This window comes from Streptomyces sp. MH60, assembly GCF_002939385.1.
Classification (GTDB): Bacteria; Actinomycetota; Actinomycetes; order Streptomycetales; family Streptomycetaceae; genus Streptomyces.
The window spans coordinates 123379-144965 of record NZ_MULI01000008.1 but is presented as its reverse complement, the minus strand read 5'-3'; the positions used below and the strand labels follow the sequence as shown (position 1 = coordinate 144965).

The 21587-nt window shown below is 68.9% G+C and carries 35 protein-coding genes; 18 read left to right on the top strand and 17 right to left on the bottom strand.

All coding sequences use genetic code 11. The features are described from left to right. Nucleotides 1-162: 162 nt before the first annotated feature. The 10 genes from BZZ08_RS08900 to BZZ08_RS08855 form a co-directional block, all read right to left on the bottom strand. A complete protein-coding gene (locus BZZ08_RS08900) occupies nucleotides 163-414 on the bottom strand; it encodes a hypothetical protein (protein WP_133169182.1) in 252 nt (83 codons plus the stop codon). Nucleotides 415-461: 47 nt separating this feature from the next. Beyond that, nucleotides 462-866 (bottom strand): hypothetical protein, encoded by a 405-nt coding sequence (locus BZZ08_RS08895; protein WP_104631620.1) that lies wholly within the window; start codon nucleotides 864-866, stop codon nucleotides 462-464. Between the two features lie 103 nt (nucleotides 867-969). Then, nucleotides 970-1497, bottom strand: coding sequence for a hypothetical protein (locus tag BZZ08_RS08890; RefSeq protein WP_104631619.1), 528 nt, complete (start codon nucleotides 1495-1497; stop codon nucleotides 970-972). A gap of 35 nt (nucleotides 1498-1532) precedes the next feature. Continuing rightward, nucleotides 1533-1886 carry a hypothetical protein gene (locus BZZ08_RS08885; RefSeq protein WP_104631618.1) on the bottom strand — a complete coding sequence of 118 codons (354 nt, stop codon included), beginning with the start codon at nucleotides 1884-1886 and terminating at the stop codon, nucleotides 1533-1535. A gap of 104 nt (nucleotides 1887-1990) precedes the next feature. Next, nucleotides 1991-2407 carry a hypothetical protein gene (locus tag BZZ08_RS08880; protein ID WP_104631617.1) on the bottom strand — a complete coding sequence of 139 codons (417 nt, stop codon included), beginning with the start codon at nucleotides 2405-2407 and terminating at the stop codon, nucleotides 1991-1993. Nucleotides 2408-2511: 104 nt separating this feature from the next. Further along, nucleotides 2512-3138, bottom strand: coding sequence for a hypothetical protein (locus tag BZZ08_RS08875; protein WP_104631616.1), 627 nt, complete (start codon nucleotides 3136-3138; stop codon nucleotides 2512-2514). A 134-nt stretch (nucleotides 3139-3272) separates the two neighbouring features. After that, nucleotides 3273-4652 carry a hypothetical protein gene (locus BZZ08_RS08870; protein ID WP_104631615.1) on the bottom strand — a complete coding sequence of 460 codons (1380 nt, stop codon included), beginning with the start codon at nucleotides 4650-4652 and terminating at the stop codon, nucleotides 3273-3275. Nucleotides 4653-4770: 118 nt separating this feature from the next. After that, a complete protein-coding gene (locus tag BZZ08_RS08865) occupies nucleotides 4771-5019 on the bottom strand; it encodes a hypothetical protein (RefSeq protein WP_104631614.1) in 249 nt (82 codons plus the stop codon). After that, on the bottom strand, nucleotides 5016-5399 hold the full coding sequence (locus BZZ08_RS08860; RefSeq protein ID WP_104631613.1) for a hypothetical protein: 384 nt from the start codon (nucleotides 5397-5399) through the stop codon (nucleotides 5016-5018). Before BZZ08_RS08860 ends, BZZ08_RS08865 begins: the two co-directional genes overlap by 4 nt. Beyond that, nucleotides 5396-6496: a hypothetical protein gene (locus BZZ08_RS08855; protein WP_104631612.1), complete on the bottom strand. Its 1101-nt coding sequence runs from the start codon at nucleotides 6494-6496 to the stop codon at nucleotides 5396-5398. The genes BZZ08_RS08860 and BZZ08_RS08855 overlap by 4 nt, the downstream gene beginning before the upstream one ends. 195 nt (nucleotides 6497-6691) lie before the next feature. Here BZZ08_RS08855 and BZZ08_RS08850 point away from each other — a divergent pair, with 195 nt between their 5' ends. Genes BZZ08_RS08850 through BZZ08_RS08820 form a run of 7 tightly spaced genes read left to right on the top strand, consistent with a single transcriptional unit; the run spans nucleotide 6692 to nucleotide 10937 of the window. Then, a complete protein-coding gene (locus BZZ08_RS08850) occupies nucleotides 6692-8110 on the top strand; it encodes a hypothetical protein (protein ID WP_104631611.1) in 1419 nt (472 codons plus the stop codon). After that, entirely contained in the window at nucleotides 8107-8343 is a 237-nt protein-coding gene (locus BZZ08_RS08845; protein ID WP_104631610.1) for a hypothetical protein, read from the top strand. Before BZZ08_RS08850 ends, BZZ08_RS08845 begins: the two co-directional genes overlap by 4 nt. Nucleotides 8344-8345: 2 nt before the next feature. Then, nucleotides 8346-8975: a hypothetical protein gene (locus BZZ08_RS08840; protein WP_104631609.1), complete on the top strand. Its 630-nt coding sequence runs from the start codon at nucleotides 8346-8348 to the stop codon at nucleotides 8973-8975. A 2-nt stretch (nucleotides 8976-8977) separates the two neighbouring features. Beyond that, complete coding sequence (locus BZZ08_RS08835) at nucleotides 8978-9472, top strand: hypothetical protein (RefSeq protein WP_133169181.1); 495 nt, start codon at nucleotides 8978-8980, stop codon at nucleotides 9470-9472. Further along, nucleotides 9469-9861, top strand: a complete 393-nt coding sequence (locus tag BZZ08_RS08830) for a hypothetical protein (protein WP_104631607.1) — start codon at nucleotides 9469-9471, stop codon at nucleotides 9859-9861. Before BZZ08_RS08835 ends, BZZ08_RS08830 begins: the two co-directional genes overlap by 4 nt. Nucleotides 9862-9864: 3 nt before the next feature. Then, nucleotides 9865-10740 (top strand): hypothetical protein, encoded by an 876-nt coding sequence (locus BZZ08_RS08825; RefSeq protein ID WP_104631606.1) that lies wholly within the window; start codon nucleotides 9865-9867, stop codon nucleotides 10738-10740. Then, nucleotides 10737-10937 carry a hypothetical protein gene (locus tag BZZ08_RS08820; RefSeq protein WP_104631605.1) on the top strand — a complete coding sequence of 67 codons (201 nt, stop codon included), beginning with the start codon at nucleotides 10737-10739 and terminating at the stop codon, nucleotides 10935-10937. Before BZZ08_RS08825 ends, BZZ08_RS08820 begins: the two co-directional genes overlap by 4 nt. Here BZZ08_RS08820 and BZZ08_RS08815 read toward each other — a convergent pair. Then, complete coding sequence (locus tag BZZ08_RS08815; protein ID WP_104631604.1) at nucleotides 10921-11484, bottom strand: ATP-binding protein; 564 nt, start codon at nucleotides 11482-11484, stop codon at nucleotides 10921-10923. The two genes, BZZ08_RS08820 and BZZ08_RS08815, sit on opposite strands and share 17 nt — an antisense overlap. Nucleotides 11485-11704: 220 nt before the next feature. Here BZZ08_RS08815 and BZZ08_RS08810 point away from each other — a divergent pair, with 220 nt between their 5' ends. Continuing rightward, the gene (locus BZZ08_RS08810) at nucleotides 11705-12571 is read left to right on the top strand and encodes a helix-turn-helix domain-containing protein (protein ID WP_133169180.1); all 867 of its coding nucleotides are present in this window, start codon (nucleotides 11705-11707) and stop codon (nucleotides 12569-12571) included. 24 nt (nucleotides 12572-12595) lie between these two features. Then, nucleotides 12596-12793, top strand: coding sequence for a DUF397 domain-containing protein (locus tag BZZ08_RS08805; RefSeq protein WP_104631602.1), 198 nt, complete (start codon nucleotides 12596-12598; stop codon nucleotides 12791-12793). An 82-nt stretch (nucleotides 12794-12875) separates the two neighbouring features. Here the strand turns inward: BZZ08_RS08805 and BZZ08_RS08800 are convergent, their stop codons facing one another. The 3 genes from BZZ08_RS08800 to BZZ08_RS08790 form a co-directional block, all read right to left on the bottom strand. Next, nucleotides 12876-13169 (bottom strand): hypothetical protein, encoded by a 294-nt coding sequence (locus tag BZZ08_RS08800; protein ID WP_104631601.1) that lies wholly within the window; start codon nucleotides 13167-13169, stop codon nucleotides 12876-12878. Nucleotides 13170-14159: 990 nt separating this feature from the next. Beyond that, nucleotides 14160-14417: a hypothetical protein gene (locus BZZ08_RS08795; RefSeq protein ID WP_133169179.1), complete on the bottom strand. Its 258-nt coding sequence runs from the start codon at nucleotides 14415-14417 to the stop codon at nucleotides 14160-14162. After that, the gene (locus BZZ08_RS08790) at nucleotides 14417-14908 is read right to left on the bottom strand and encodes a hypothetical protein (RefSeq protein WP_104631599.1); all 492 of its coding nucleotides are present in this window, start codon (nucleotides 14906-14908) and stop codon (nucleotides 14417-14419) included. Before BZZ08_RS08790 ends, BZZ08_RS08795 begins: the two co-directional genes overlap by 1 nt. Before the next feature lie 173 nt (nucleotides 14909-15081). On the opposite strand from BZZ08_RS08790, the gene BZZ08_RS08785 reads away from it, so the two are divergent. The 7 genes from BZZ08_RS08785 to BZZ08_RS08750 all read left to right on the top strand — a co-directional run bounded on the left by BZZ08_RS08785 (nucleotide 15082) and on the right by BZZ08_RS08750 (nucleotide 19063). After that, nucleotides 15082-15291, top strand: a complete 210-nt coding sequence (locus BZZ08_RS08785) for a hypothetical protein (RefSeq protein WP_104631598.1) — start codon at nucleotides 15082-15084, stop codon at nucleotides 15289-15291. 259 nt (nucleotides 15292-15550) lie between these two features. Further along, nucleotides 15551-15844: a hypothetical protein gene (locus BZZ08_RS08775; RefSeq protein WP_104631596.1), complete on the top strand. Its 294-nt coding sequence runs from the start codon at nucleotides 15551-15553 to the stop codon at nucleotides 15842-15844. Further along, on the top strand, nucleotides 15841-16227 hold the full coding sequence (locus tag BZZ08_RS08770; protein ID WP_104631595.1) for a hypothetical protein: 387 nt from the start codon (nucleotides 15841-15843) through the stop codon (nucleotides 16225-16227). The genes BZZ08_RS08775 and BZZ08_RS08770 overlap by 4 nt, the downstream gene beginning before the upstream one ends. Further along, complete coding sequence (locus BZZ08_RS08765) at nucleotides 16224-16823, top strand: RNase H family protein (RefSeq protein ID WP_157953329.1); 600 nt, start codon at nucleotides 16224-16226, stop codon at nucleotides 16821-16823. Before BZZ08_RS08770 ends, BZZ08_RS08765 begins: the two co-directional genes overlap by 4 nt. Nucleotides 16824-16843: 20 nt before the next feature. Continuing rightward, a complete protein-coding gene (locus tag BZZ08_RS08760; RefSeq protein ID WP_104631593.1) occupies nucleotides 16844-17794 on the top strand; it encodes a tyrosine-type recombinase/integrase in 951 nt (316 codons plus the stop codon). A 9-nt stretch (nucleotides 17795-17803) separates the two neighbouring features. After that, a complete protein-coding gene (locus BZZ08_RS08755) occupies nucleotides 17804-18406 on the top strand; it encodes a hypothetical protein (RefSeq protein ID WP_133169178.1) in 603 nt (200 codons plus the stop codon). A 57-nt stretch (nucleotides 18407-18463) separates the two neighbouring features. Then, complete coding sequence (locus BZZ08_RS08750) at nucleotides 18464-19063, top strand: hypothetical protein (protein ID WP_104631591.1); 600 nt, start codon at nucleotides 18464-18466, stop codon at nucleotides 19061-19063. A 57-nt stretch (nucleotides 19064-19120) separates the two neighbouring features. On the opposite strand, the gene BZZ08_RS08745 is transcribed toward BZZ08_RS08750, so the two are convergent. After that, nucleotides 19121-19318: a hypothetical protein gene (locus BZZ08_RS08745; protein ID WP_104631590.1), complete on the bottom strand. Its 198-nt coding sequence runs from the start codon at nucleotides 19316-19318 to the stop codon at nucleotides 19121-19123. Further along, a complete protein-coding gene (locus BZZ08_RS08740) occupies nucleotides 19315-19563 on the bottom strand; it encodes a hypothetical protein (RefSeq protein WP_104631589.1) in 249 nt (82 codons plus the stop codon). The genes BZZ08_RS08745 and BZZ08_RS08740 overlap by 4 nt, the downstream gene beginning before the upstream one ends. Nucleotides 19564-19780: 217 nt before the next feature. Between BZZ08_RS08740 and BZZ08_RS08735 the strand changes: the two genes are divergently transcribed. Both BZZ08_RS08735 and BZZ08_RS08730 read left to right on the top strand, forming a co-directional pair. Then, nucleotides 19781-20296, top strand: coding sequence for a hypothetical protein (locus BZZ08_RS08735; RefSeq protein ID WP_241965410.1), 516 nt, complete (start codon nucleotides 19781-19783; stop codon nucleotides 20294-20296). Between the two features lie 70 nt (nucleotides 20297-20366). Further along, complete coding sequence (locus tag BZZ08_RS08730) at nucleotides 20367-20558, top strand: hypothetical protein (RefSeq protein ID WP_104631588.1); 192 nt, start codon at nucleotides 20367-20369, stop codon at nucleotides 20556-20558. 159 nt (nucleotides 20559-20717) lie between these two features. Here BZZ08_RS08730 and BZZ08_RS08725 read toward each other — a convergent pair whose 3' ends face one another. After that, nucleotides 20718-21359 (bottom strand): cell envelope integrity protein TolA, encoded by a 642-nt coding sequence (locus BZZ08_RS08725; protein WP_133169177.1) that lies wholly within the window; start codon nucleotides 21357-21359, stop codon nucleotides 20718-20720. Nucleotides 21360-21587 lie beyond the last annotated feature (228 nt).

Genomic DNA, 21587 nt, shown 5'->3' with positions numbered 1-21587 from the left:
CACGCGAACGGGGCAGGAGCGGGCGCGTAGCCCTGTCTCCTGCCCCGTTCTTCCCCGCCATGGCTGCCGTCTAGGCGACTCCTCTCCTGTCTTGGCCGTCGGCCCTAGTGCGGGCGTCCGGGCCTCTTCGGTCGGCGCGGTCGGCGCGGGTGGCTCATCCGATCACCTCCCCGAGTCGCTGATGTGGTCGGCGCCCCTGAACCTCTCGGCCTCCTCGCGGATTTCGCGGCGGGCGTCGGCGGTGTTCTCCACCATGAACCGGGCGAGGGCGTAGGCGGCCCGCCAGGGCATGCGCGGGTGCAGTCCCTTGATGTCCCCGGCGAGCCCCCGGGCGATCCTGGCGGCCCCCTCGGGGTCGCCGCCCTCCCACGCCTCCACGGCCCGGGACAGACGTCCCTCGGGGTCGCGGATCATCGTGTTTAGCGGCTCCGTATCGAACCAGAGATCGAAAGTCTGGGCGGTCACAGCTCGCCCTCGACGCGCACGAACGTCGTTTCGCCAAGGAAGCGCTTGGCACCCTCGCGCCGGTAGTGCTGCTGAAGCCCGGCGATCCCCTCGCGCTGCTGCTCGGGCGTGAACAACAGGCGCTTGATCAGGTTCCGCCGCCCCCGGCGCAGGTGCTTGACCATGTCGTCGTCGCTCTCGTCCAGCTCGCGCACAAGGGTGCCGTCCTCGTTGATGCTGCGCTCGACGTAGTGACACAGGATGCCCTCGGCGAACATGCGCTCGGCGTCGGCGTGCTCGTCGGTCCGGCCGTCCACGCCGATGGCCGCCTGTGCCTTCTCCCGCGTCGCCTGCGCGTTGGCGACGGCGGCACGGGCCGCCTCCTCGAACCTCTTCACGATGGTGCTGTTGTGCTCGCTCATGACTCCCCATGGTGTTCTTGGCGGGTGGTGGAGTGCCCCGGGCAGGCATCGAACCTGTCTCGGACCGTCGCCCCGGCTGGATGCCGGGGCCGGGGCGGTGGTGCTAGAAGTCCTCGGCGGCGGGCGGGGTGGCGACGACGCGGGCGGCGTGGTCGTCGGTCTGCTCCTCCAGCTTCACGCCGGTATATCCGGAGTCCCTGAGGACGTCTGAGTACGGGTAGAGCGCGCGCAGGTGAGGGGACCGCTCGCGCCCGTCGTTGTGGTAGACGTACACGGCGGTGCCGTCGGTCTCGATCTCGTATCCGCTGCTTGCCCGGCTGCGGCCGAGGTTCTTGGCGTCGCGCAAGATCGTGTCTGCCTCGGCGGCCAGGTCGCGGGGCTCGGTGTCCCACTGCTCGATCATCTTGCCGAACTCGGCGTAGAGGTGGCGCACCTGGGCCTGGCCCAGCTCCAGCGTGCCGCCCTGGTTGATGTCAGGAACGGGGGCGTACAGCTCAACATCGGCCCTCAGGCGGCCGATCCGTCCAACCGTGACCCGGCGGACGCCCAACAAGCTGGGCTCGACGGTCGGCATGATGGTGCGGTCTTGCTCGGTCCAATGCGGCTGACTGCTCAGATCGATGTCCGGCATGGGTTCCCCTTGGTGGTGGTGGGATGGTGGGCTGGTCAGTTGTTGTGCAACTCGTCCATGGCACGGGCAGAGAAACCTTCCGGGTTGCCCGCGCTGCGCGCGTACCCCCGGGCCTCCTCGCGCGGCGTCTCGTTGAGCTTGCGGGCGATACGCTCGGCGGCGGCCTCGGTCATCTGGCCGTCCACGTCGTAATCGGTGTCGAGCGCCATGTCATTGACCTGCTCGACGGTGGCGTAGACCGTGTGCCAGCCGTCATAGTGCTTATTCTTGGTGGAGATCACCCACAGGTCACCGGCGGGTCCGTGCTTGCTCGGCATGGGAACAAGGACGTTATCGCCGAAGAGAGTGGCAAGTTCCTTGACGTGGTCGGCGGTGATGGTCAGACCCATGATCTTCTCCTCGGCAGGTGGGATGGTGTGGAGCGCCCCGGGCCGGAGTCGAACCGGACCCGAACCGTCACGCCCCCTCGCGGGGGCGGGCCGGGGCTGCGGTGCTAGCTGTTGGCCTGGCGCCGGTTGTGGGCGCGGAAGGCCGCGCGCCGCTCCTCGACCGGAAGGGACTCGTCCTTGATCTTGGACTTGTTCGCCTCGATGGACGCGCGCCCCTCCTTCTGGCCGTCCACGAAGCTGGAGGCCGCCGCGTTTCCCCCGGTGTGGATCTCCTCGCGGATGGCCTGGATCTCCGCCGGGAAGGGCTTTTCCGGGCCCAGGTAGGCGCGGGCCGCGCCGAGGTAGTACGCGATAGCCATGATGGCCGCGTTACGCCCCTTCCAGGACAGGGCCATCCTGTGACCGTCCACGTAGGTGCGACCGTCGCCGGGGTTGTTGTGGTAGCCGAGGGCGAACCTTCCCTCGGTGACCTCCTTCACGTAGTCGGAGACCTGCTCTACGGTGCGGGCGGTGATGCGCATGATCTGTTCTCCTCGGTAGGCGGGATGATGGTGGAGTGCCCCGACCGGGCATCGAACCCGGCTCGGGCCGCCCCGCCCGTGGTGGGCGGGGCCGGGGCCGTTGGTCAGTCGTCGTGGTCGGCCATGGCGTACTCGTCGAAGCGGTCGGCGCCGAACAGCGCGCGCAGGTCCTCGGCCATCTTGACGTTTTCGTCATAGGTCTCGCGGGGCATCCACTTGGCGGGGTCGCTGCTGAAGTCGCTCGCCCACTCCTCGTAGTTGTCGGCGTAGTAGGCGGTCGCCGACTGGCGGACCAGCATGCCCACGGTCTCCACCAGCTCCGGCGCGTCGCCCTCCTCGCCGCCGTGCTTGACGGTCTGGGTGTAGGTGCGGCCGTCGTAAGCGAGCGTGACGCGGTACTCGCGGTGCACCCAGCCCTCGGCGTCGGCGCCCGTGGCGATGTGCTCGGAGGAGATCGTGACGCCGTCGCGGCGCAGCAGGAGGGACAGGGGCAGGTCGGAGACCTTGCCGCCGATCTCGCCGTCGTTCGGGTCCTGCTCGCGGGTCCACTCGTCGCACGCGGCCTCGAACGCCTCCTGCGTGCGCTCGATCGCGGGCCCCTCGTACTTGCCGTCGTCGCTGATGTGCCAGACGTTGACCACGGCGCCGGTGTTGGTGTTGACGTACTCGCCGCCCTCCCACGTGAAGGTGAGGCCGGTGCGGTACTCGGGGGTGTAGGTGAAGGCGGACATGCTGGTCTCCTCGGTCGTTCTTCCCTGGCGGGCTCAAGAAGGAATCTAATGCATATCGATGTGCATTGTCTAGCCGGTTCCGGGATTCCTCCCGGGCGGGCGCGCCCCGGTCGTGGGGCGCGCCCGGGGCGGCCCTACTGGGGGCGGTCGTGCTTGCGGAACTTCCAGGCGGAGGTGACGGAGACGCCCTGCCCGCACTCGGGGCAGGTGCCGCGCTTGCTGTACAGGCGGCGCTCCTTCTCCGTCATGTAGTCGTACGCGTTCGTGCGCGAGCCGGGACACTCCGTCTCGGGCACCTGCCGCTCGGTCCACTCGGTGGGCGCGTCGGGGTAGCACTTCGTGCACATGATCGCCTCGGTGCCCGCCGTGGCGCCCTTGATCACCAGCCGGTACGCCTCGCGCCACTCCATCCCGGAAACCTCCGGGATCCACTTCAGCGGGGTGCGGAGGCCGATGCTCGGGCAGTCGCGGCCGGTGTGGACGTGCCCGCCGTCGGACGTGCACAGGTACATGCGCGACCAGCCACCCCGGCGGCGGAACTCCTCGTCGAGGATGACGAGGGGGCCGTCCATGATGATGCGCGTCTGCATGCGGGTCGATTCCAGGTGCCCGACGGCCGCGCGGAGCCGCTTCGTGTAGGCCCCGGGCGCGGTGAGGCCCGCCTGTACACGGGCCATCTGGTCAGGGGTGTAGCCGCTGTCGAGGTGCTGACGGGCGATGCGCTCGGCCTCGGCGAGCGTCGTCGGCCAGACCTCGGAGTAACCGCGCCCCTGGCGCTTGCTCACCTTGCGCTGGAGGAGCGCGCGGTGAACGCCGTCGGCCGCCTTGTCCGCCTCACCGGCGAGCCGGGACAGCTCGTCGGCAACGACGGCGTTGTACCGGTCGACTTCGACGGGCGTGAGGTTCGTGAGCTGCTTGGGCCGGATGGTGAGCGCCTCGGTGAGGGTGGGCGCGACGGTCGGGTCGGGCTGGCTGGGCCGCAGGATACGGAAGCTGTGGCCGTCGGCGGCGGTGAGAACGGCGCCCTCGGCCATGGCCTTGACGCTGTTGGCGCGCCCCTCCGGGGAATCAGCGGCGTAGCCGAGGCCGTGATCGTCCAGCATCACCGTACCGAAGTAGGACCGCGTCGCACCCGATGCGGTGATGCCGTTCGTGGCAGCCTCGACGGTCTCGCCGTGGCTCACGGTGATCCATCCCAGACCGCTCGCTGTGGGTGCCTGGACCTGGGCGCGGTAGTGGTTGGCCGGGACGTCGGTGTGACCGAGGGGGCGGCGGTGCTTCTCGGGCACGCGGGCGACCATGGTGGTCTTCTTGACGCGGAGGACGGACTCCGTACCGGTCTCGGCGCTCACCTCGTGGATCTTGAAGAACTTCGGCGAGGCGTCCACGATCTTCACGACCTGGGAGACACTGCCGTAGTTGTACATGATCTGGTCGCCGGGCTTCAGGTCATCGGCCGGGACGGCCGGGACCCGGCCGACGGCCTGAAGGTGGATTGTCTGGGTCTCGTGCATGGTCGTTCTCTCCTCCTTGGCGGGATGATGCGACCAACCTAATGCACATGGATATGCATTGTCTAGCCGTGAGTGAAGACGGCGCCGCCCCCTGGGAGAGGGGGCGGCGCCGGGGCGGTCAGCCGTCGTACCGTCTCCAGGCGGTGACGGCTTCGGCGGCGGGGCCGGTGTGGTGGTGGCGGGTGGTGCGGGCGGCGATGGCGGCCAGGGCGCCCCGGCCGGTGCCCTGGACGACGGGCAGCGGGTCGGCGGCCCACACGGTCCCCGTGGCCCGCTCGCGGTGGTATCCGGCGTTCTGGTGCGGCTTCCGGTCGCACACAGTGCCGGGCGTGTCGGGGTGCTCGGCGCCGCAGGTCTCGGCGCTCACACGATCGCCTTCGGCGTGAGGGCCTCGAACGCGTGGAGGGCGGCGAGTGCCTCGGGGTACCGCTCGAACTCCGGCCCGTACGCCTTGACGACCATCCGGCGCGCCCACTCCAGACGGGCGACGACGGCACGGCCGACAAGGCTGCCCTCGTCGTACTCCTCGGCCTCGTGGATGTAGTCGGCGACCCTCGTGATCAGTTCGCTTCCGTGGCAGGCCAGCTCGTCGGCGACAGCCTTGCGGACAGCACGTACGGACAGCTCCGCCCCCAGCTCCTCGTTCGAGTGGTACAGCGCCAGTGTCAGCGCCCGCAGGTCCATGCGGTGCTCGGTCCGGACGGGGACCATCATGACTCCGTCGTGATGCCGCTTGTAGATGGTCATACGTGACTCCTGGCGAGGGCCGCGACGCCGGGCGCGGAGGCGTGGTCGACGGAGGGGCGGTGAAGGAGAAGGTACCGGTTGTCGAAACCGGTCTGGGTGCGGACGGGGCGGCCGTCGACCGTGGTTGAGTGGACGTGCATGCTGGTGCGCTGGGGGTCCAGCACGCCCGGCTGCTGCTGCCAGATCTCCTCGACGGTGGCGACGTTGCTGTACGGGGTGCCCCAGGCGGCGATGACGGTGTCGCCGACGACGAGTTCGGCGGCCGACCGGAGTTCGACCGCGCGGGGCTCGGTGGCGTAGAGCAGGCCCTGACGGCCGGAGTCCTCGACCTCGATGCGGTCGCCCTCGCGGCTGGCCCACGTCAGGTGGAGGCCGGTGTGCGCGGACGCGGTGAGGACGGTCAGACGCAGGGTGCGGCCGTCGGCGTGCCGGGTGACGGAGTCGACCTGGAGCCGCCCGCCGCCGGGCATGAGGATGACGTCCCGGTCCGTGAGCTGATCGGCGGTGCGGGCGGGGACCGGGCGGCCGTCGGCGTACAGGTGCGGGACGTGTCCGGCGGGCAGGTAGACGTGCCAGCCGACGGAACTGGCGTACGCCGTCGGCCTGACGATGGTCTCGATGCTGCGCGTGGGGAAGGTGCGGATCTCGGTGTGGCCACTGGCGGCCGTCACGGCCTGCTGCCACCTGGAGCCGTTGAACTGGAAGGCGCTGGAGCCGACGCCGAGCCTGTCGGCCGTGTAGGGCTGGAGGACGACGCGGTCCCCGACGGCGGGGGCCTCGGGGATGACACAGCGCGGGATGACCGGCACCTGGTGCAGGGCGGCCCTGCTGGCGCGGGCGGCGTAGACCTGCACCGGCCGACCGGCGTGGAACGGCAGGCTCAGGGCGTGGCCGCCGTGGAGGTGGCGCACGGGCACGGTCATCAGCTCGGCGCCGTGCTCACGGCGGGACGTCGGCAGGCCGGTGACGATGTGGCGGTCCCAGGTGTCAGACGCCAGGACGTGGCCGGGCGCCAGGTCCTCGACGAGCGACAATTCCGTTTCCGCGTCCACGGAACGCAATTCGTCCATGAGCCGGGAGAAATTCACGGGGTCCATAAAGGGGACTCCTGACGGTGAGGATGTGGCGGGATCCTTACGCGGCGGGCTGTTCACGCTACGCACCTTCCGATTGGCGGCCGGAGGGCGAGATGAAAGCAACTCGACGAGGACGACTTTGGCACAGCACTTGTGCACACGCAAGTGCTGTGCCAAAGTCGTCTCTGTCACCACCACCCGCCGAGGAGACACCCCATGGGAAACTCTGGCCGAGGCCAGCGCCAGCCCTACCGAGCCCTCACGATCACCCCGCCCAACGAACACCTGCCGAAGGGCCGGATCTTCTCCGCCTCGTCGGCGAACCTGAGCGCCATCGACCACCAGGCCCAGGAGAACGCCCGCCACGGCGGCACCTGCGAGGTGCTCTGGGTGCACGAGAACGGCACGTTCTACCGCCTGTTCGTCTACACCCCGGACAACGTCGCCGCGTTCGGCGAGGACGCCGAGCGCGTCGGGCTCTACCGGAACGAAGACATCATCCGCTGGTACCGCAAGCACCACGGCGCCCCCGAGCTGCTGGAGGGCATCACCGCCCGCAACCTCCGCACGAAGAAGCGCCCCACGCCGACGGGCACGCCGACGGACAACGTGGTGCCCCTCCAGTACCCGCAGGACGACGAGACCGACGCGCCGCCACTGGACGGCTTCCGCCGACCGCCCGCCACCGAGGAGACGACGATGCCTGAGCAGGACCAGGCGCAGCCGACGCCGACCTCCACCCCCCGCAAGATTGAACTGCACTTCGACGTCACGGGCTTTCCCGTTGTCGAGGCCAAGGACTTCAAGCCCGTGATCGCCCAGATCATGGAAGTCACCCTGTACACCCGCAAGGACGGCTCCCGCTACGTGGGGCGGATTCAGCTGCGAGGTACGCAGGCGAAGAAGGACGGCACCCCCGCCAACGCGCCCGGCAACCTCTGGTTCGACCCGGGCGCGCCGCACCGTGACGACACGCCCTCCTGGCTCCTCGACTTCGCCAACGAGCAGTGCGCCCCCTACCTCACCCCGGTACCCGCCGACGACATGACCGACGGGGAGCTGTTCGACAGCCCCGTCGGCCACCGCCTGCGCCACTACATGGACAAGCTGCTCGCCGCCGAGGGCCTGCGCATCGAGATCAGCGCAAAGCGCCAGTGGGAGGCACACGTCCGAGCAGGCGTGGAGCGCGCCCGCGCCATCGTTTCTCCGCTCGGCGACCCGAGCCCCATCAACTATGGGTTCGACCCCGACGCCGTCCTGCGGCCGGACGTCGACCCCTGGGCTGACTGGCAGAGCCCCGAGGTGGCGGGCCTGCGCGAGGCCATCGAGGCGACCGACGGCACTATCCCTGCCGTCCAGGAGGCCGCGAAGGCGTACATCGCCAGCCTCCAGGGCGACGAGCGCCCTGCGGCTGAGGAGCCGACCCAGGAATCCCCGGCCGACGTGGTGAAGCGATCGGCCACCCCCACGGACGTTGCGGGTGCCCTGAGCTTCATCCTCACCGGCCACGCGGCCTCCGACCGAGGCCCGTTCGCCATCCACGACGCCGACGGCTTCCACGACGAGCCGTACGTGATCCTCCCCCTCGACTCCATGAGCAAGGTCCTCGACGAGATCTCCCAGGAGCGGTGGTGACGGTGCAGTTCATCAACTCGCGCTTCGCGCACAACGCCGTCTACCACCGAGGCATCCCGGTGAACGAGTCGTCGCACTACCAGGCCAGCGGCCCCGACGACACTGAGCCGGTGCCCGCCTGCGGTGCCCGCCTCGACTTGGCCAACGCCAACTACACCGAGGCCGACGAGCCCCGCTCGTACTGGCCGCTGTGCCGCAAGTCCCGCTGCTTCGGCGGAAAGGAAGGGCGCTGACGATGTCCGGCTACCGACCCCAGAACCGGGGCAACAAGAAGGAACTCCGCCTCGGCCCCGGCGTGACCCGACGGCTGAAGGCGGCCGGGGTCAACGTCTCCCCGAACGCCGCGAAGCACACGCGGTACGGCATCTTCGTCTCCGCCCGGGGCGAGTACATCTCGGTTTACGTCGACCTCGGCGGCGAGGACGCCGTCAGGGAAGCCGCTCAGGAAATCGCTCGCATCGTGACGTCATGGGGCCTTGCCCCCGAGATCAGCGAGATGACGCACAAGGACGGCATCCTGACGGCGCATGTGCGCTTCCGCCACCCCGCCCCGCCCCCGCCCGCCGAGCGCCGCAAGACGGCACCGGCCGAGCCGGACCCGGAGTGGACCCGGCTCCAGGCCGACGCTGTTCAGGCCAACCTCATGATCGCGGGCTACTGGAGACGCGACGGCGTGACCGTGGAGCAGACGGGCCCCACAACCGTGACCGTCCTCGTGGCCGACGACGCCGCAGACGAGGTCCTGACGGGCGTCACCGAGGCCCTACGCCGCAAGAAGTACACGGTCAGCCTCGACGGCCGCACCGTGACCGTCCGCAAGCCCAAGAAGGCCAAGAAGCCCCGACCGCCCCAGATCGGATGGTGACCATGCCAACCCTGGACACGCTGAAGCCCGGCGACCGGTTCTCCTGTCCGATGTGCCACCGCCACGTGACGGTGTACACCGAGGGCACCCACCGGGGCGGCCTGCGCCCGCACAAGGCCGGGCACGCGGGCCGGGAGAACGTCGGGGGCGCCTGCCCCGGCGCGGGGTTCAGCCCCTTCCGCCCCGCCTTCCCGCAGTACGTGCGCCTGTACGGCCTCGCCGAGGCCATCGAGGACGTGCGCCGCGTGCACGGCAAGCCGGACTGGACGCCGGAGCCGAGGGAGCCGGGTGAGCTGCAGGACTTCGTGTGGGCCGTGTGGCCGCAGGCCGACCGGTTCGAGATGGCCCCGCCCACCGGCGTGAGGGGCGTGACGTTCACCATCGGCCCGCGCCGCTGGTACTTCGCCGCCCCGGACAGCTACCTCAGCAAGCAGTTCGCCAGTCGGGCGGACGCCGGTGACGCGCTGTACAAGTACCTGAGGGAGATGGAGACGTGAGCAGGTACACCGACGACCTCGCGAAGGGCCTTGGCCTCCACAACGTGGTTGAGATCGCCCGCAGGTACGACTGCCCGGTGATCAGCTTCCGGACCGCCCACGCGCACGCGCAGGGCCACTGGGACTACCGGGCCGAGGTGAACGTGTGGCGTGACGACAGGTGGCGTCGCAAGACCCTGCGCGCGCACACGGGCGTCGGCCTGACGGAGAAGCGCGTGGCGAACCTGGAGCTGGCCCAGCGCTGGGTCGCCGACCACCTCGACTACGCGGGCGAGTGGGCGCCGACGGGCCTGCCGAACTCGTGGATGCCCAAGGACGCCAAGGACCGCATGACGGCCGACCTGAAGACGTGGCGCCAGGCGCAGTGCCAGGCAGCGAAGGAGAACTGACCCATGAGTAACCCGAAGGCCAAAGAGGCCGCCGCTGTCGCCCTGGAGGCGATCCGCGACGCCCACCCCGCGCTGCTCACCCTGACTCAGGCCGCCGAGAGGGTCGCTTCCCACGCCGACGTCACTACCGGCACCACCCGCAAGTGGCTGCGCGCCGCCGTCGAGGAGGGCGACATCCTCGAACTCACCCCCTGGTCGCGGAAGTTCATCATCAAGCTGCCCGGCACGGAGGCCGCCGGTCTCGGCCCGTTCTACATCGCCCAGGAGTGGACGGGCACCGGCCGCGAGCACCGCAAGGTGATCACCACCGACGACTCCAAGATGCGCCCCAGCTCCTACGGCCCCGGCAATACCACGTACGTGACCGACCCCGAGCAGATCCGCGAGTACGTCCAGCAGCTGGTCGACGAGAAGAAGGCCAAGGAGGAGGCCGAGCGGCAGGCACGCCAGGACGAGAAGAAGATCGAACGCCAGGAGATCAGCCGCCGCTTCCCCGGCCTCCAGCGGTCCCTGCGCACGCTCCGTATGCTCAGCACGGACGTCCGTGAGCACCAGGACCGCTTCGCCTCCATGGGCACCAGCGTCTACCTCGAAGACCCCGAGCGGCACAAGGAGAAGGTGGCCGCCGAGGAGCGCGACGTGAGCGTGACCATCCACGCCTGGGGAGACGAGAACGTGGCCGTCCTGCAGTCGATCCTGACGGCCGGTATCTCCGCGCTCCTCGCCGAGCAGCCCGTCACCCACTGTAAGCACTGCTCGGGCCGCATCCTGCTCAGCAACGGCCCCATCGGCAAGGGCTGGTGGCACGTCGACACCGTCATCGCCTCCTGCGGCAAGGACACCGACACCAAGGCCGAGCCTGCTGAGGAGGTGTCATGACTGACGAGCGAGCCTCTCGGCGGCTCATCACGGTCAAGGGGCTCGCGAACCGGGTCGGCCGCACCCCGAACCACGTACGGAATCTGATGAAGTACAAGGGGGCGCCGGACCCCCTGGAGATCGAGGGCGGCACGGAGGCCGTCTACGACCTGGAGACGGCTCTCCAGTACCTGCACAGCGTCATGGCGAAGGTGTAGCCGACGAGGCCCAGGAGGCCACGCGGGGGCGGAGAGAGTGCCCCGGCGTGGCCTCCTGGCCGTCCAGGGGCCAGCGGCACCATATGATCTTGCCGTTGAAGAACGGGCCGTAGTCGACTCCGGCGTCCGGGGCGCACGTGGCGACCATGAGCAGACCCCGGCCGTCCTCCCGGTCCTCGTCGAGGTCCATGAGCAGGCTCATGGCCTTGTCCCGGTCGGGGAGGCGGGGGATGTGGTCGCGGTCGCGGTCGTGGACGCCGATGCGCAGCCAGCGCTGCCGGGCGCCGACGATGGCGCTGGTGACCTGGAAGCGTGGCCGGTCGCGGACGTCGCAGGCGTGCCGGACGACGTTGGTGGACAGTTCCGATAAGCACAGCAGGGCGGCGTCGGCGATGTCCCGGTCGAGCCCGCTGCGTTTGGCCCGTTGGCCAAAGTCGTCCCGGACGGCGGCGATACTGTGTCCGTCGGTGAGGTAGATGCGCCGGTAGATAAGGTTGCGGAGCGATCCCAGTGGCGGTCTGGGCGCCTGGTGGTGCGGGGAGTGCATGAGGTAACTCCCAGGCAGGAGTGGCGGATGAGTCCGGCTCACACCGTTGCGGTACCCAGCGTAAGCAGGTTGGCACCTACCGTTCCGGAAGATCTCGCATTCTGCAAGTCCTCATGATGAGAATGTGCACGAACGTGTGGCTGGCCTGATCACCCGCCCGGGGTGCAGACTGATCCCTACCCAGGCCACCAACGCCCTGGCCGACAAGGGGAGGAGAGGCATGGCATACGGCTCGCAGCCGAACATCCGAACCCAGATCCTCGGCAAGATGCTCAAGGCCGCTCGCGAAGAGGCGGGGATGACCGCCGCCGAGGTGCAGGAGAAGCTGGGCATCTCCAAGCCGACCCTCTACCGCTACGAGTCTGGCCACACCACCCCGAGGAAGGCGCTGATCTGGCCCCTGTGCGACCTCTACGGGATCGACAAGGAGATGCGGATCCGGCGTCTGGAGGAGTGGGCCGACCGCGCGAAGAAGCGCACCCCGCTCGGCGCGGCCAGCAACGTCGGTCCGACCTACACCGACTACGCGGAAGCAGAGGTCCTGTCGACAGCACTGCGGACGTGGGAGCCCTACGTGATCCCCGGCCTGCTCCAGACCGCGCGGACTTCTGAGGAGACCATCAACCGAGGCTTGCTTGCCCAGCCCGGCCAGCCCCTCGTGAGTCCTGACGTTGTCGCAGGGCACATGGCCCTGCGCGAGTCGCGCAAGCAGCTCCTGGATGCGGACGTACGTCCGCAGGTATGGGCCATCATCGGAGAGGCGGCCATCATGACGCCTCCCGCGAAGGGCGACATCGACGCCCACCGCGAGCAGATCCAGCACCTGCTCAACATGGGCGAGACGAAGGCCAGCATCCAGGTCCTCCCCTTCAGCTCCGGCATGCACGCGGGAACATCGGGGTCATTTGTCCTGATGACCGTCGTTGACGTGGAGTTGGCCTACCGCGAAGGCTACGGTGACGGCATCTTCGTGGAGAATGGGAGTCAGGTCGCCATGTACCGGGCCCGGTACGACCGGCTCCTGAGCGAAGCTCTGAGCGTCCAGGAGTCCCGTCAGTACCTCCACAACTTCCTCGGACGACTGTGAGCCGAGGACAGAGAAAGGAACACCGTGAAGTTCACCAATTTCCACAAGTCGACCCGCAGCGGAGTGGGTGAAAACTGCCTCTTCAAGGGCGAGGCCCGCGACACCGACGGGACCCTTGCCAAGGTCGGGTTCTACGACAGCAAGCAGCAGGGCAAGGAGCGCGTCATCATCGGCGTCGCCCCGGCCGCCTGGACCGCGTTCGTGAACAGCGTCCGCGCCTGACGTACCACCTCACATAGGAAGCCCCCGGCCAGATGAGTTGGCCGGGGGCTTCTCCTGTATCAGGATCGGCCAGCGGAGGCGGTTACTCAACCCCGCCGGTACGGGGTCCCTGCGGGGTTTCCACCCGCTCCCAGACCAGGCAGTTGCTGCTGTCGAAGAACTCGCCCGCGTGCAGCTCGACATACGCGTCGCCACGGGACGTGTTCTGCGCGATGACGGACCGGACCTCGCCGCTGGCGTCCTCGGCGCGCGTCCAGGTGCAGGGGCGGGTGTTGCCCGTCGAGTGGTAGAGCCCCGGGCGGACGTCGGTGTGGTCGGTCCTGCCGACGAGGAACGTTCCGTCGCCGGGGATCGTCGTCTCCGTCGGTGCGCCCACGTGTGTGACGCTGGGGGTCGGTGCCGGAGGGATTGACTTCGACGCTATGGAGAAACCGGCGAATATCCCGACAACAAGCAGAGTCGCCCCTAGCACGTAGGCCCGGGGCGGCATTCTCCTGGGTCGCTCTGTACGGGAGTCCGAGTCGCCGTCGACCTCGGTGGATTCCCCATTCATGAACCAGCCTTTTCCCTGTCGGCACGTGCGTGAATATCGCCTTCATTCACTCGATGGAGAATTCGTCCGGTGGCGGGTGGCCGAACGACTGCAGAGTGCATCGAGATCGGTGGTTGAATATGCAGGCAAATGGAACCTACCCCATCTCTGGGGTGGCCGCAACGCTCTGGCCACGGCCTTGACGATCATCCGTCCGTTCACCACTTCAACATCTTCATGTCGACACAGTTCTGTCAGAACGATTCTCCGCTCCGGACGACCGCGCACCTCCCTCCGGTTCCCCGCCACCGTATCGAACACCTATTCGAACACGCGAGTGAAACGGTGGCGTGTCGTCGCCCTGGTCAACGAACAGACCTCGAACAAGGTCACGCCGGGTGGCGTGACCGTTCCGTGAAAGAGACGTGAGGACGGCAAGGAGCCACTACCGTGAGGCCACCACCGTGGGGAGGGTTCCACGCTGACGCCTGCGCTCGCCGGGCGCCGGTGCTGGGAGCCGAGCCCTCACAACTCCCCACGACGGCGCGAGCAGTACGGCCCTCACCGGTCTCGACGGAGAGGGCCGTACGCGTCTCCGACGCAGAGTTAGTTACGCCCAGGAGGTAACTAACTCTGCAGGGTGCTACGTTGGTCGTGCTCCTGCTCCGAAGTACGCACGGACCCGGTCACGGCCGGGAGGTGAGGAACGGAGTAACCGCGCCCTGGTCTGCAGGGGCTGCGGCCAGCACCCCGGGTGAAGCAGCACGCGACCACGGCCGTGTGTGACGTGAGGGATCCGACGGTCCGTGCCACTGCCCGCAGGAAGCCCGCCCATCACAGCGATTCTGGGCCGGGGCGGAGCTTCACCAGTGTCACCCGCTCTGCAGCAACCGAGGCGTCTCCCATGCGATGCCCTGGCGCGTAGACCGACACCGTGTACTCGCTGGCACCGTCCGGCATCTGTGCGAGCATCGCGTCCCGGACTCGCTCCTTCGTCCGGCGCAGCGCCTCCCCGGGAGTCTCGCCGGTGACACGGCCGAAGCCGATCATCCCGTGCACCGACGTGACCTCCACACCCCACGTACGTGTCATCAGGCGGACTTCTCCCACAGGTCCAGTCCGGCCTCGATCAGCAGACGCAGGGCCTCGGCCTCCGTCATGAGCTTGTCGCCCTTGGAGTTCTGCTCGCGGTAGGCCGCCACGCGGGCCAGGGTCTGTTCGCTGAGGTTGACCTTGCGCTTCGGGCCGATCGCCGGTCGGCCGCCGACGGCAGGTCCGGCCTCCTCCTCCAGCTCGTCGAAGTACTTCTCGACGACGTCGTGGTGCTTCTCCGTCAGGAGCCACTGCCGGGCCTCGTCAGGGGTGACGAACCAGTACTTGGCGACGCTGCCCTGCCACTGGTCCCAGTCGCAGCGCACCCACCGGCCGCCCTTGGTGCGGTACAGCTCCTCGTGCAGGCGGGTGTCCTCCCACATGTCGTTGTCGGCCGCGTTCAGGAACTTCTCGGCGGAGGTGTCATCGAAGTGTCCGGCGTACTGCCTGCCCTCGATCTCGTCGTAGCGGTAGACGTTGATGCGCCCCATGGCGGAGCCCCCTCTTCCCGTCGGTTTAAGGTACCCAGAATCCTGGCCGATGTTTTGGGTACCGTCAACCCCCTGTCGGCGCGTCGATAACTGGCATTATTGACGCGAACCCACGGGGGGTATGTAAAAATCTCTCGCATGACCACCACTGCCAGGCACGCGGGAGCAGGACCGTGACAGCGCTCAGCGAACAGGCCAAGGACATGCTCACCAACGCCGAGCCTCGGATCGGAGGCAAGGTCGGCATCGGCAGTGAGGAAGCTGAGGCAGAGCTGCGCGCCGCCTCCCTCATCAGCCCCAAACGGAGACTGACTCGGCTCGGCCTGCAGTTGGCTCGCGAGTACCAGCGTGACTTTTTCGGAGGGGAAGACGAATGGCTGTGACCCCCACGAACCCGTTCAGGGGAGTCGGCCGACCCAGGCCGACGCTGGCATGGATCGGCAAGGCCCTCGCTACGTCTGGGCGACAGGGCGAGTTCGAGCTGGACCGCAGCTCGCTCACCCCTGGCGGGCGGCGCGACCAGCTCGACGTCATCCGAGAATGGTTCCCCGTCGCATTCGAGACTCGCGCCGGACGGCCTCCCACCCAGCAGGAGTTGGAGACGTACGGCGACGACCTGCTCAGTACTCCAGAGGAGCGCTCGTGACGACCCCCGCCAGCAAGACTCGGCTCCGCAAGATCGACACGGTCGACGAGGACTTCGCCGTAGTCACCTACGAGGCCAGCCGTGACGGCAAGGTGCTCGGCACCATCACGAAGTACGACAGGCCCGCCCACAAGACGGTGATGACCTGGAAGTCGGGGCGGCCCGAGCCGAGGGTGCGTGACTACCGCGAGGTCTACTGGGCCTGCGACCCCGATCCGTACCAGGAGGGGTACGAACTCCGCGCCGACTGTGTCAAGAACCTGGAGCGCATTGCAGGAGTTGAGTCGTGACCTTCGAGGTGAAGCTGTGGCAGACGTACGTGCCGTGCCGCCCACCGAGCTATGCCTATCCCGGCAAGCCGTTCGTCGTGACGGCCGTGGACGGCGACAAGGTCGAGGTGTGGGATCCCACCGGCGGCCAGCGCATGGGCGGCTCTCGGTGGGTGGCGCGCCGCAACCTGCACGAGAGCGGCACCACCGCCCACGGCAAGGAGCGGCGGACCGGTTTCCGCCTGCGCTGCGGGCCGCCGACGTCGAAGGACCAGGAGCTGTGCGGCTCCTGCTTCCTCTGGGTCGACCCTGACCAGCTCGCCGTCGGCGCCTGGACGCTCGGGCACAGCACCTGCAAGCCCTGCAAGGCCGAGATCGAGGAGAGGTACGGAAAGCTGCCGTGACCGGACAGATCAAGGAATACGGCCTGGTAGAGGGGTACCAGTGCGCGGAGCGCCTGGTCGTAGCTACTGACGCATCAGTCAACGACACTCACGTGGCAATCGCCTATGTCAGCAGCCAGGGCCACTATGGCATGCGCGCTCACCCCTACTCCCTGCATCTCATGGGCGGCAGGCACCGATCGACCGTCAACGAGCTGCGCGCGGTCATGGACGCTCTGGAGAACCTCGTGGATGAGAGCGACCGCAAGCCGATCCGTGTACTGACCGACAGCGAAGACGCGCTGAGCTACCTGACCAAGTGGAAGGAAGGGGCGGAGGACATGCCGCCCGGATACTCGCTGCGCTCACGGTCCCAGGGCGGGGTCGCCACCCTGGTCGCCCTGCAACGCAAGGTGCGCCGCCTCCAGGAACTCAGCTTCCGCCTCGTCCCGGGCCACACCGGTCATCCGCTCAATGAGACCGCCGACTCGCTCGCCAAACTCGGCTTGCGATACAGCACGGGCAAGGTCAAGGGGGACGTCGTCCGACGGCATGCTCCGCAGTGGGCCGCCCTCGCAGTCGGCGACTTCAGCCGCTATACAGCGGAGACCATGTGAGCCCGAGGCCCATCAGCACAGTGACCACAGACCTTGTCGTCGCCCCGGCGGGCACACTGGTCCGCGACGAGGACGAGGCGTACGTCCGCCGGGTGTGCGAGGAGATCGAGCGGCAGTGGGCGCTGGAGCTGAAGAACGCCCATACCAAGCGGGCCTACCGACGGTGCGTCGGCAACTGGTTCGACTGGACGCTGGACAACGGGGTCTCGCCGCTGGCTGCCCGGCGCCAGCACTCCGCGCAGTGGTCGGCGGACCTGCAGGAGGTGCTCGGCGCCTCGGCGGTGAACCAGGCCCTGTCGGCCATGAACTCCTGGTACGAGTACGGCCTGGACGAGTACCCGCAGGCGTTCGAGATCGAGCACACGCCGTGGCGGAAGAAGCACCGGGTCGAGACCTCTGACGAGTCGCAGACGCTCGGGCTGGACAAGGAGGAGGCCCAGCGGCTGCGGGCGATGAGCTGGGAGTACGGGGCGGCCGACGCGGCCGTCATCGAGATCCTGCTGGGGATGGGCCTGCGGTCGGCCGAGCTGGAGGCCGCGAACGTGGCCAGCTACGGCGGGGCGCGCGGCCACCGGACTCTGCAGATCGTCCGCAAGCGCACCAAGAAGCAGACCCTGGTGGTGCCGCCGGACGCCGCCCGCGCGCTGGACGAGCACCTCGCGCGGCGGCCCGGTCGCCGTGACGGCGACGCTCTCGTGCTGTGCGCCGACGGCAAGCGGCTGACCAACCGGCGTATCGCGGGCATCGTCCAGCGCTGCTGCAGGGCTGCCCGCATCGACAAGGCGCTCTCCCCGCACGGCCTGCGCCACACCTGCGCCACGCTGATGCTCGACGCAGGTGTGCCGCTGCGGAAGGTGCAGCGCTTCCTCGGTCACGCCGATCCCCGCACCACGAACCGCTACGACCTGGCCCGGCACGACCTGGACGGCTCTCCGGTGTACGACCTCGCCGGATACCTCGCGAAGGCGTAGGAGGAAGCCATGTCTCGACGAGGAAGGAAGCCTGGCAGCCGCTACCTCTCGGTGGACGTCGGTACGGTGCCAGAGGGCAGCACGCTGTGGGCGTGCGACGCCTCCATGCATGCCGAGAAAGACATGGCGAGGGTGGCCATCGTCCCGACGAACCGCTGGGGAGAGGTGGACGGCCCCGCACACCTCATACGGGTGCCCGTGCCGTCTCCGGCGTCGGCGCAGGCGGAGCTGCTCGGCGTCATCGCCTGCCACATCATGGCGCGCTCCGCCGGGGAGCGGTCTCCGGTCGTGCTCAGCGACTGCAGGGGCACCCAGGGGCTGCTGCGGGACTACCAGTACGGTCGCACGGCACAGCGGACGAGAGCGTTGCCGTTCCTCGCCGAGGTGGTCGAGTCCCTGGGGCGCGAGATTCACCGGGTGAAGCCGCCGGTGTTCATGTACCGACGCACGACAGCGTCACTGGACTTCGCCGATGGCCTGGCCAGCCGGATCGGTCAGCGGGTGAGGAGGATGGGCGAGTACGACGATCTTCCTCCCAGCATGCTGCTGGACATGGCCACACGGCTTGGTATGGCTCGCGAGGGCCGGACACCGGCAATGAAAAAGAATTGAACGTCTGAGCCGCTAGAATGGTGATCTGCCCACCACACGCCGAGGAGACCGCCACTCATGGCCAGCAGTGCAGCCCGCAAGGCCCGTCGCGCCGCCGAGAAGGCCGCCCAGCAGAAGGAGCAGGCCCCTGCCGCTCCGAAGCCCGTACAGCCCGTCCTGGCGGCCGTGCCGGAGCCCGAGCCGGAGGAACTGCACTGTCCTGACTGCGCCCGGGAGGGGGTGGTGACTACGTCTCCCCAGCCGCAGGCCATGGAGCGGCACCGGCGGGAGCAGCACGGCAGCGCGCGTGCACGACGTCACAAGCCGGAGCCGGAGGCCGAGGAGTTGAACTTCATGGTGCCGCCGGGCGACCTGCTGCTCCCGGAGGGCGTGTACGCGGCGGACAAGCAGAAGCCGCTCGTGGTCGACTATGCGCTCGACGCGCACTGGCAGATGTTCAGGGTGCGCAACCCGGACCTGCGGATCTTCCAGAAGACGATGCGGGCGATGATGCGGGTGCTGATGCGCGAGGAGCACGCGGCCGTGGAGGCCGCCCGCGCGGAGGCCCGGGAGACGGGTGTTCCGGTCCGGCCGGTGGTACCCCCGCTGCTGAAGGCGATTCGCGAGGAGCTGCGGCAGATGAAGGCCGAGGAGACCGGCGCGATCTTCGACGACTGACCGTACCCGCCAGCGAGGCCCCCTCTCCGTTTGTGCCTGGAGAGGGGGCCTTGTCGTTCACGGGCGCTCGGGCGTCATCTGCTGCATCAGGTGGATGGCGAGGTCGACGGCCGCGCCGTTGAAGGAAGCCAGCGCCCGGGGCCGGTGGACGGCGAGGTGGTTGTGCAGGCGCTGCAGGGCCGCCACGGTGTCGTCGTGGAGGGCGGCGGCCGGGTCCTGGGCCGGGGGCGCCGGGAAGGCCCCTGGGGCGGTCACCAGCCGCTCACGAACGGGTCGTCGGCCACCGGCTCCAGCTGGTCCGGGTTGCGGTTCTCCCACGCGAGGCGGGCCGTCATCGACGTCGCCACGGACTGCGAGGCGTGCGGGCCCCGGTGCCCCTCGACGACCTCGCAGGAGTGGATGGCGAACTCCCCGGAGACCTGGTCGCGGCAGGTCCGCTCCGGGAAGACGGGGAGGCGGATCTGGGTGCGGGCGGGGGACTTCTTGGCACGTGGCGGCATGGCGGACTCCTCTCTACCCCCTGGCGCCCCGGACGCCCCCGCCGACAGCGGCCGCACCCTGGCCGAAACACGCGCCGTCCGGCGGCCGGGCATATGCCAACCATCCCGGGGGTCTTTTCTCGATCTGAGAATGTGTCATACCTTCATCACGTCAGAGCACACGCAGTGATCCCACGATCACCGCGTGCCGCCATGCTCCACGACCGAAGGGGAATCCGTGACCGTCACCCAGCCCGAGGCCGAGCCGAAGTCCTCCGCCCTGGACCTGCTCACCCCCGACGAGGCCAACAGCGTCGCCTCCCTCGTCATCCGAGACAACCCGGAGATCACCGACCTGGCCCTCGCCCTGAGCATCGTGGACGAAGCCCTCAAGTTCGTCGCCGCCGCCGCAAAGCACCCGGCCGACCCGGCGGTCCGCCCCTCCCGCCGCGTGGACATGGGCTGGCACGCCCTCATCCTGCACACCACGATCTACGTCAAGCTGTGCCAGGGACTCGGCCGCTTCGTCCACCACGTTCCCGAGGGCCCCGAGACCCGCCGCCCGGTGGCCGTCACCCAGGACGACAGCATCAGGGTCATCAGGGAGATGGGCTACGAGCCCAACCTGGACCTGTGGGGCGGCGTCGGCGATGCACCCCTGGGCGGCGACTGCCACACCGAGTGCAACGTGGAGTGCAACAGCTGCACCAACCCGGGCTTCACCCCCAGCCCGCCCCTCCCCGCCACTGCCTGATCCCGCCAAACCCGCTCACACACGGTACGGGCGACGGTACAGTGAGTGCCATCCACCCAGGAGGAACCCGATGGCCCTCGCCTCATGGACCGACCCCCGGTACGCCGACCTGGTCGAGACCTACGACCAGCTGCGCCAGGAGCGTCCCGTCACCCGGCCGTGCCGCTCCTGCCTCCACGGCCTCGGCTCCGTGATGATGGTCGACCTCACCACGAGGCAGCCCATCACCGTGCCGTGCTCGGCCTGCAGGTCCGCCCAGTAGCACCGCCCGACCGCCCCGTCCGTGCGTCGCCCCCGTGGCGCGCGGGCGGGGCTTCCTGCTGTGTAGGACCGTGCACGCCGGGTACACGCCCTCCAGGCCCCGCCGACGCAGCGCACGCCCCCCCCAGCGCTTCCGGCGGGGTCGCTGGCGTGGCGGGTGTCAGTCTGCGGGCAGGAACTGGCGCAGGCCGGTGCGGTTCATGCGGGTGATGTCGGCCGGGATGGGCGCGGGCCGGGGGCGCGGGGCTGGCCGGACAGGGGGCGGGGTGCGGGTCCAGGTCCAGTACGGGATGTCTTCCAGAGCTTGCTTCAGGTGGCTGCCGAGGCCCTGGGGGTTCTCCCGCCAGCGGTCGAGGACGCGGCCGTAGGCGATGCCGGTGGGGGTGGTGGCGCCCAGGGGGACGAGGGTGTGCAGGCGGTCGGCGGCGAAGGCCTCGACGGCGTCCAGGACGGCCTGGTGCGGACGCAGGGCCTTCTGGCGTGCCTGCTCGAATTGCTGCGCCTCGTGCTCGGCGTGCTTGAGGGCCTTCAGTGCGCGGCACTGGGCCTCGGCCGCCAGGCGCTCTGCCTTGATCTGCTTCTCGGTGCGCAGGTCGGCGCCGAGGGCGCCGAGGGCGAGGATGTCGGCGCGTTTGATCTCGGGCATCTCACGCAGGTGGGTACGGACGGAGGACCACCAGGCGCTGACGTCCAGGCCGTCCACCACGGTCCTTGGCGGAATGCGGCTGTGGCCGTGCTGGTCAAGGAATTCCTTCACGTAGGCAATGCCGATGCGGTGTTTGCGCATGCCCTTTTTGTTCATGTCTCCCTCCCGGGTCGGGCTCGGTGCTCCTCATGCGGGGGAGCCTACCGGTCGTCAGCGCCGTGGTGTTGGCGTTCGTGGTGGCGGCCGTGGCAGGATCGGGGTCTCCGCCGTACCGGCCCGCCAGCCGGAGTTCTCCTCCTGATCCACCCCGGGGCACCCGCGTTTCCCCTCGATACGGTCACTTTATACAAAAGCCGGACACCACCCTCTTACCCGCACACGCGC

Excerpts from the sequence above, each read along its gene's own strand:
- BZZ08_RS08900 (WP_133169182.1), bottom strand. The coding sequence starts at position 414 with ATGATCCGCGACCCCGAGGGACGTCTGTCCCGGGCCGTGGAGGCGTGG.
- BZZ08_RS08895 (WP_104631620.1), bottom strand. The coding sequence starts at position 866 with ATGAGCGAGCACAACAGCACCATCGTGAAGAGGTTCGAGGAGGCGGCC.
- BZZ08_RS08890 (WP_104631619.1), bottom strand. The coding sequence starts at position 1,497 with ATGCCGGACATCGATCTGAGCAGTCAGCCGCATTGGACCGAGCAAGAC.
- BZZ08_RS08885 (WP_104631618.1), bottom strand. The coding sequence starts at position 1,886 with ATGGGTCTGACCATCACCGCCGACCACGTCAAGGAACTTGCCACTCTC.
- BZZ08_RS08880 (WP_104631617.1), bottom strand. The coding sequence starts at position 2,407 with ATGCGCATCACCGCCCGCACCGTAGAGCAGGTCTCCGACTACGTGAAG.
- BZZ08_RS08875 (WP_104631616.1), bottom strand. The coding sequence starts at position 3,138 with ATGTCCGCCTTCACCTACACCCCCGAGTACCGCACCGGCCTCACCTTC.
- BZZ08_RS08870 (WP_104631615.1), bottom strand. The coding sequence starts at position 4,652 with ATGCACGAGACCCAGACAATCCACCTTCAGGCCGTCGGCCGGGTCCCG.
- BZZ08_RS08860 (WP_104631613.1), bottom strand. The coding sequence starts at position 5,399 with ATGACCATCTACAAGCGGCATCACGACGGAGTCATGATGGTCCCCGTC.
- BZZ08_RS08855 (WP_104631612.1), bottom strand. The coding sequence starts at position 6,496 with ATGGACCCCGTGAATTTCTCCCGGCTCATGGACGAATTGCGTTCCGTG.
- BZZ08_RS08850 (WP_104631611.1), top strand. The coding sequence starts at position 6,692 with ATGGGAAACTCTGGCCGAGGCCAGCGCCAGCCCTACCGAGCCCTCACG.
- BZZ08_RS08840 (WP_104631609.1), top strand. The coding sequence starts at position 8,346 with ATGTCCGGCTACCGACCCCAGAACCGGGGCAACAAGAAGGAACTCCGC.
- BZZ08_RS08835 (WP_133169181.1), top strand. The coding sequence starts at position 8,978 with ATGCCAACCCTGGACACGCTGAAGCCCGGCGACCGGTTCTCCTGTCCG.
- BZZ08_RS08825 (WP_104631606.1), top strand. The coding sequence starts at position 9,865 with ATGAGTAACCCGAAGGCCAAAGAGGCCGCCGCTGTCGCCCTGGAGGCG.
- BZZ08_RS08820 (WP_104631605.1), top strand. The coding sequence starts at position 10,737 with ATGACTGACGAGCGAGCCTCTCGGCGGCTCATCACGGTCAAGGGGCTC.
- BZZ08_RS08815 (WP_104631604.1), bottom strand. The coding sequence starts at position 11,484 with ATGCACTCCCCGCACCACCAGGCGCCCAGACCGCCACTGGGATCGCTC.
- BZZ08_RS08810 (WP_133169180.1), top strand. The coding sequence starts at position 11,705 with ATGGCATACGGCTCGCAGCCGAACATCCGAACCCAGATCCTCGGCAAG.
- BZZ08_RS08795 (WP_133169179.1), bottom strand. The coding sequence starts at position 14,417 with ATGACACGTACGTGGGGTGTGGAGGTCACGTCGGTGCACGGGATGATC.
- BZZ08_RS08790 (WP_104631599.1), bottom strand. The coding sequence starts at position 14,908 with ATGGGGCGCATCAACGTCTACCGCTACGACGAGATCGAGGGCAGGCAG.
- BZZ08_RS08755 (WP_133169178.1), top strand. The coding sequence starts at position 17,804 with ATGTCTCGACGAGGAAGGAAGCCTGGCAGCCGCTACCTCTCGGTGGAC.
- BZZ08_RS08750 (WP_104631591.1), top strand. The coding sequence starts at position 18,464 with ATGGCCAGCAGTGCAGCCCGCAAGGCCCGTCGCGCCGCCGAGAAGGCC.
- BZZ08_RS08740 (WP_104631589.1), bottom strand. The coding sequence starts at position 19,563 with ATGCCGCCACGTGCCAAGAAGTCCCCCGCCCGCACCCAGATCCGCCTC.
- BZZ08_RS08730 (WP_104631588.1), top strand. The coding sequence starts at position 20,367 with ATGGCCCTCGCCTCATGGACCGACCCCCGGTACGCCGACCTGGTCGAG.
- BZZ08_RS08725 (WP_133169177.1), bottom strand. The coding sequence starts at position 21,359 with ATGAACAAAAAGGGCATGCGCAAACACCGCATCGGCATTGCCTACGTG.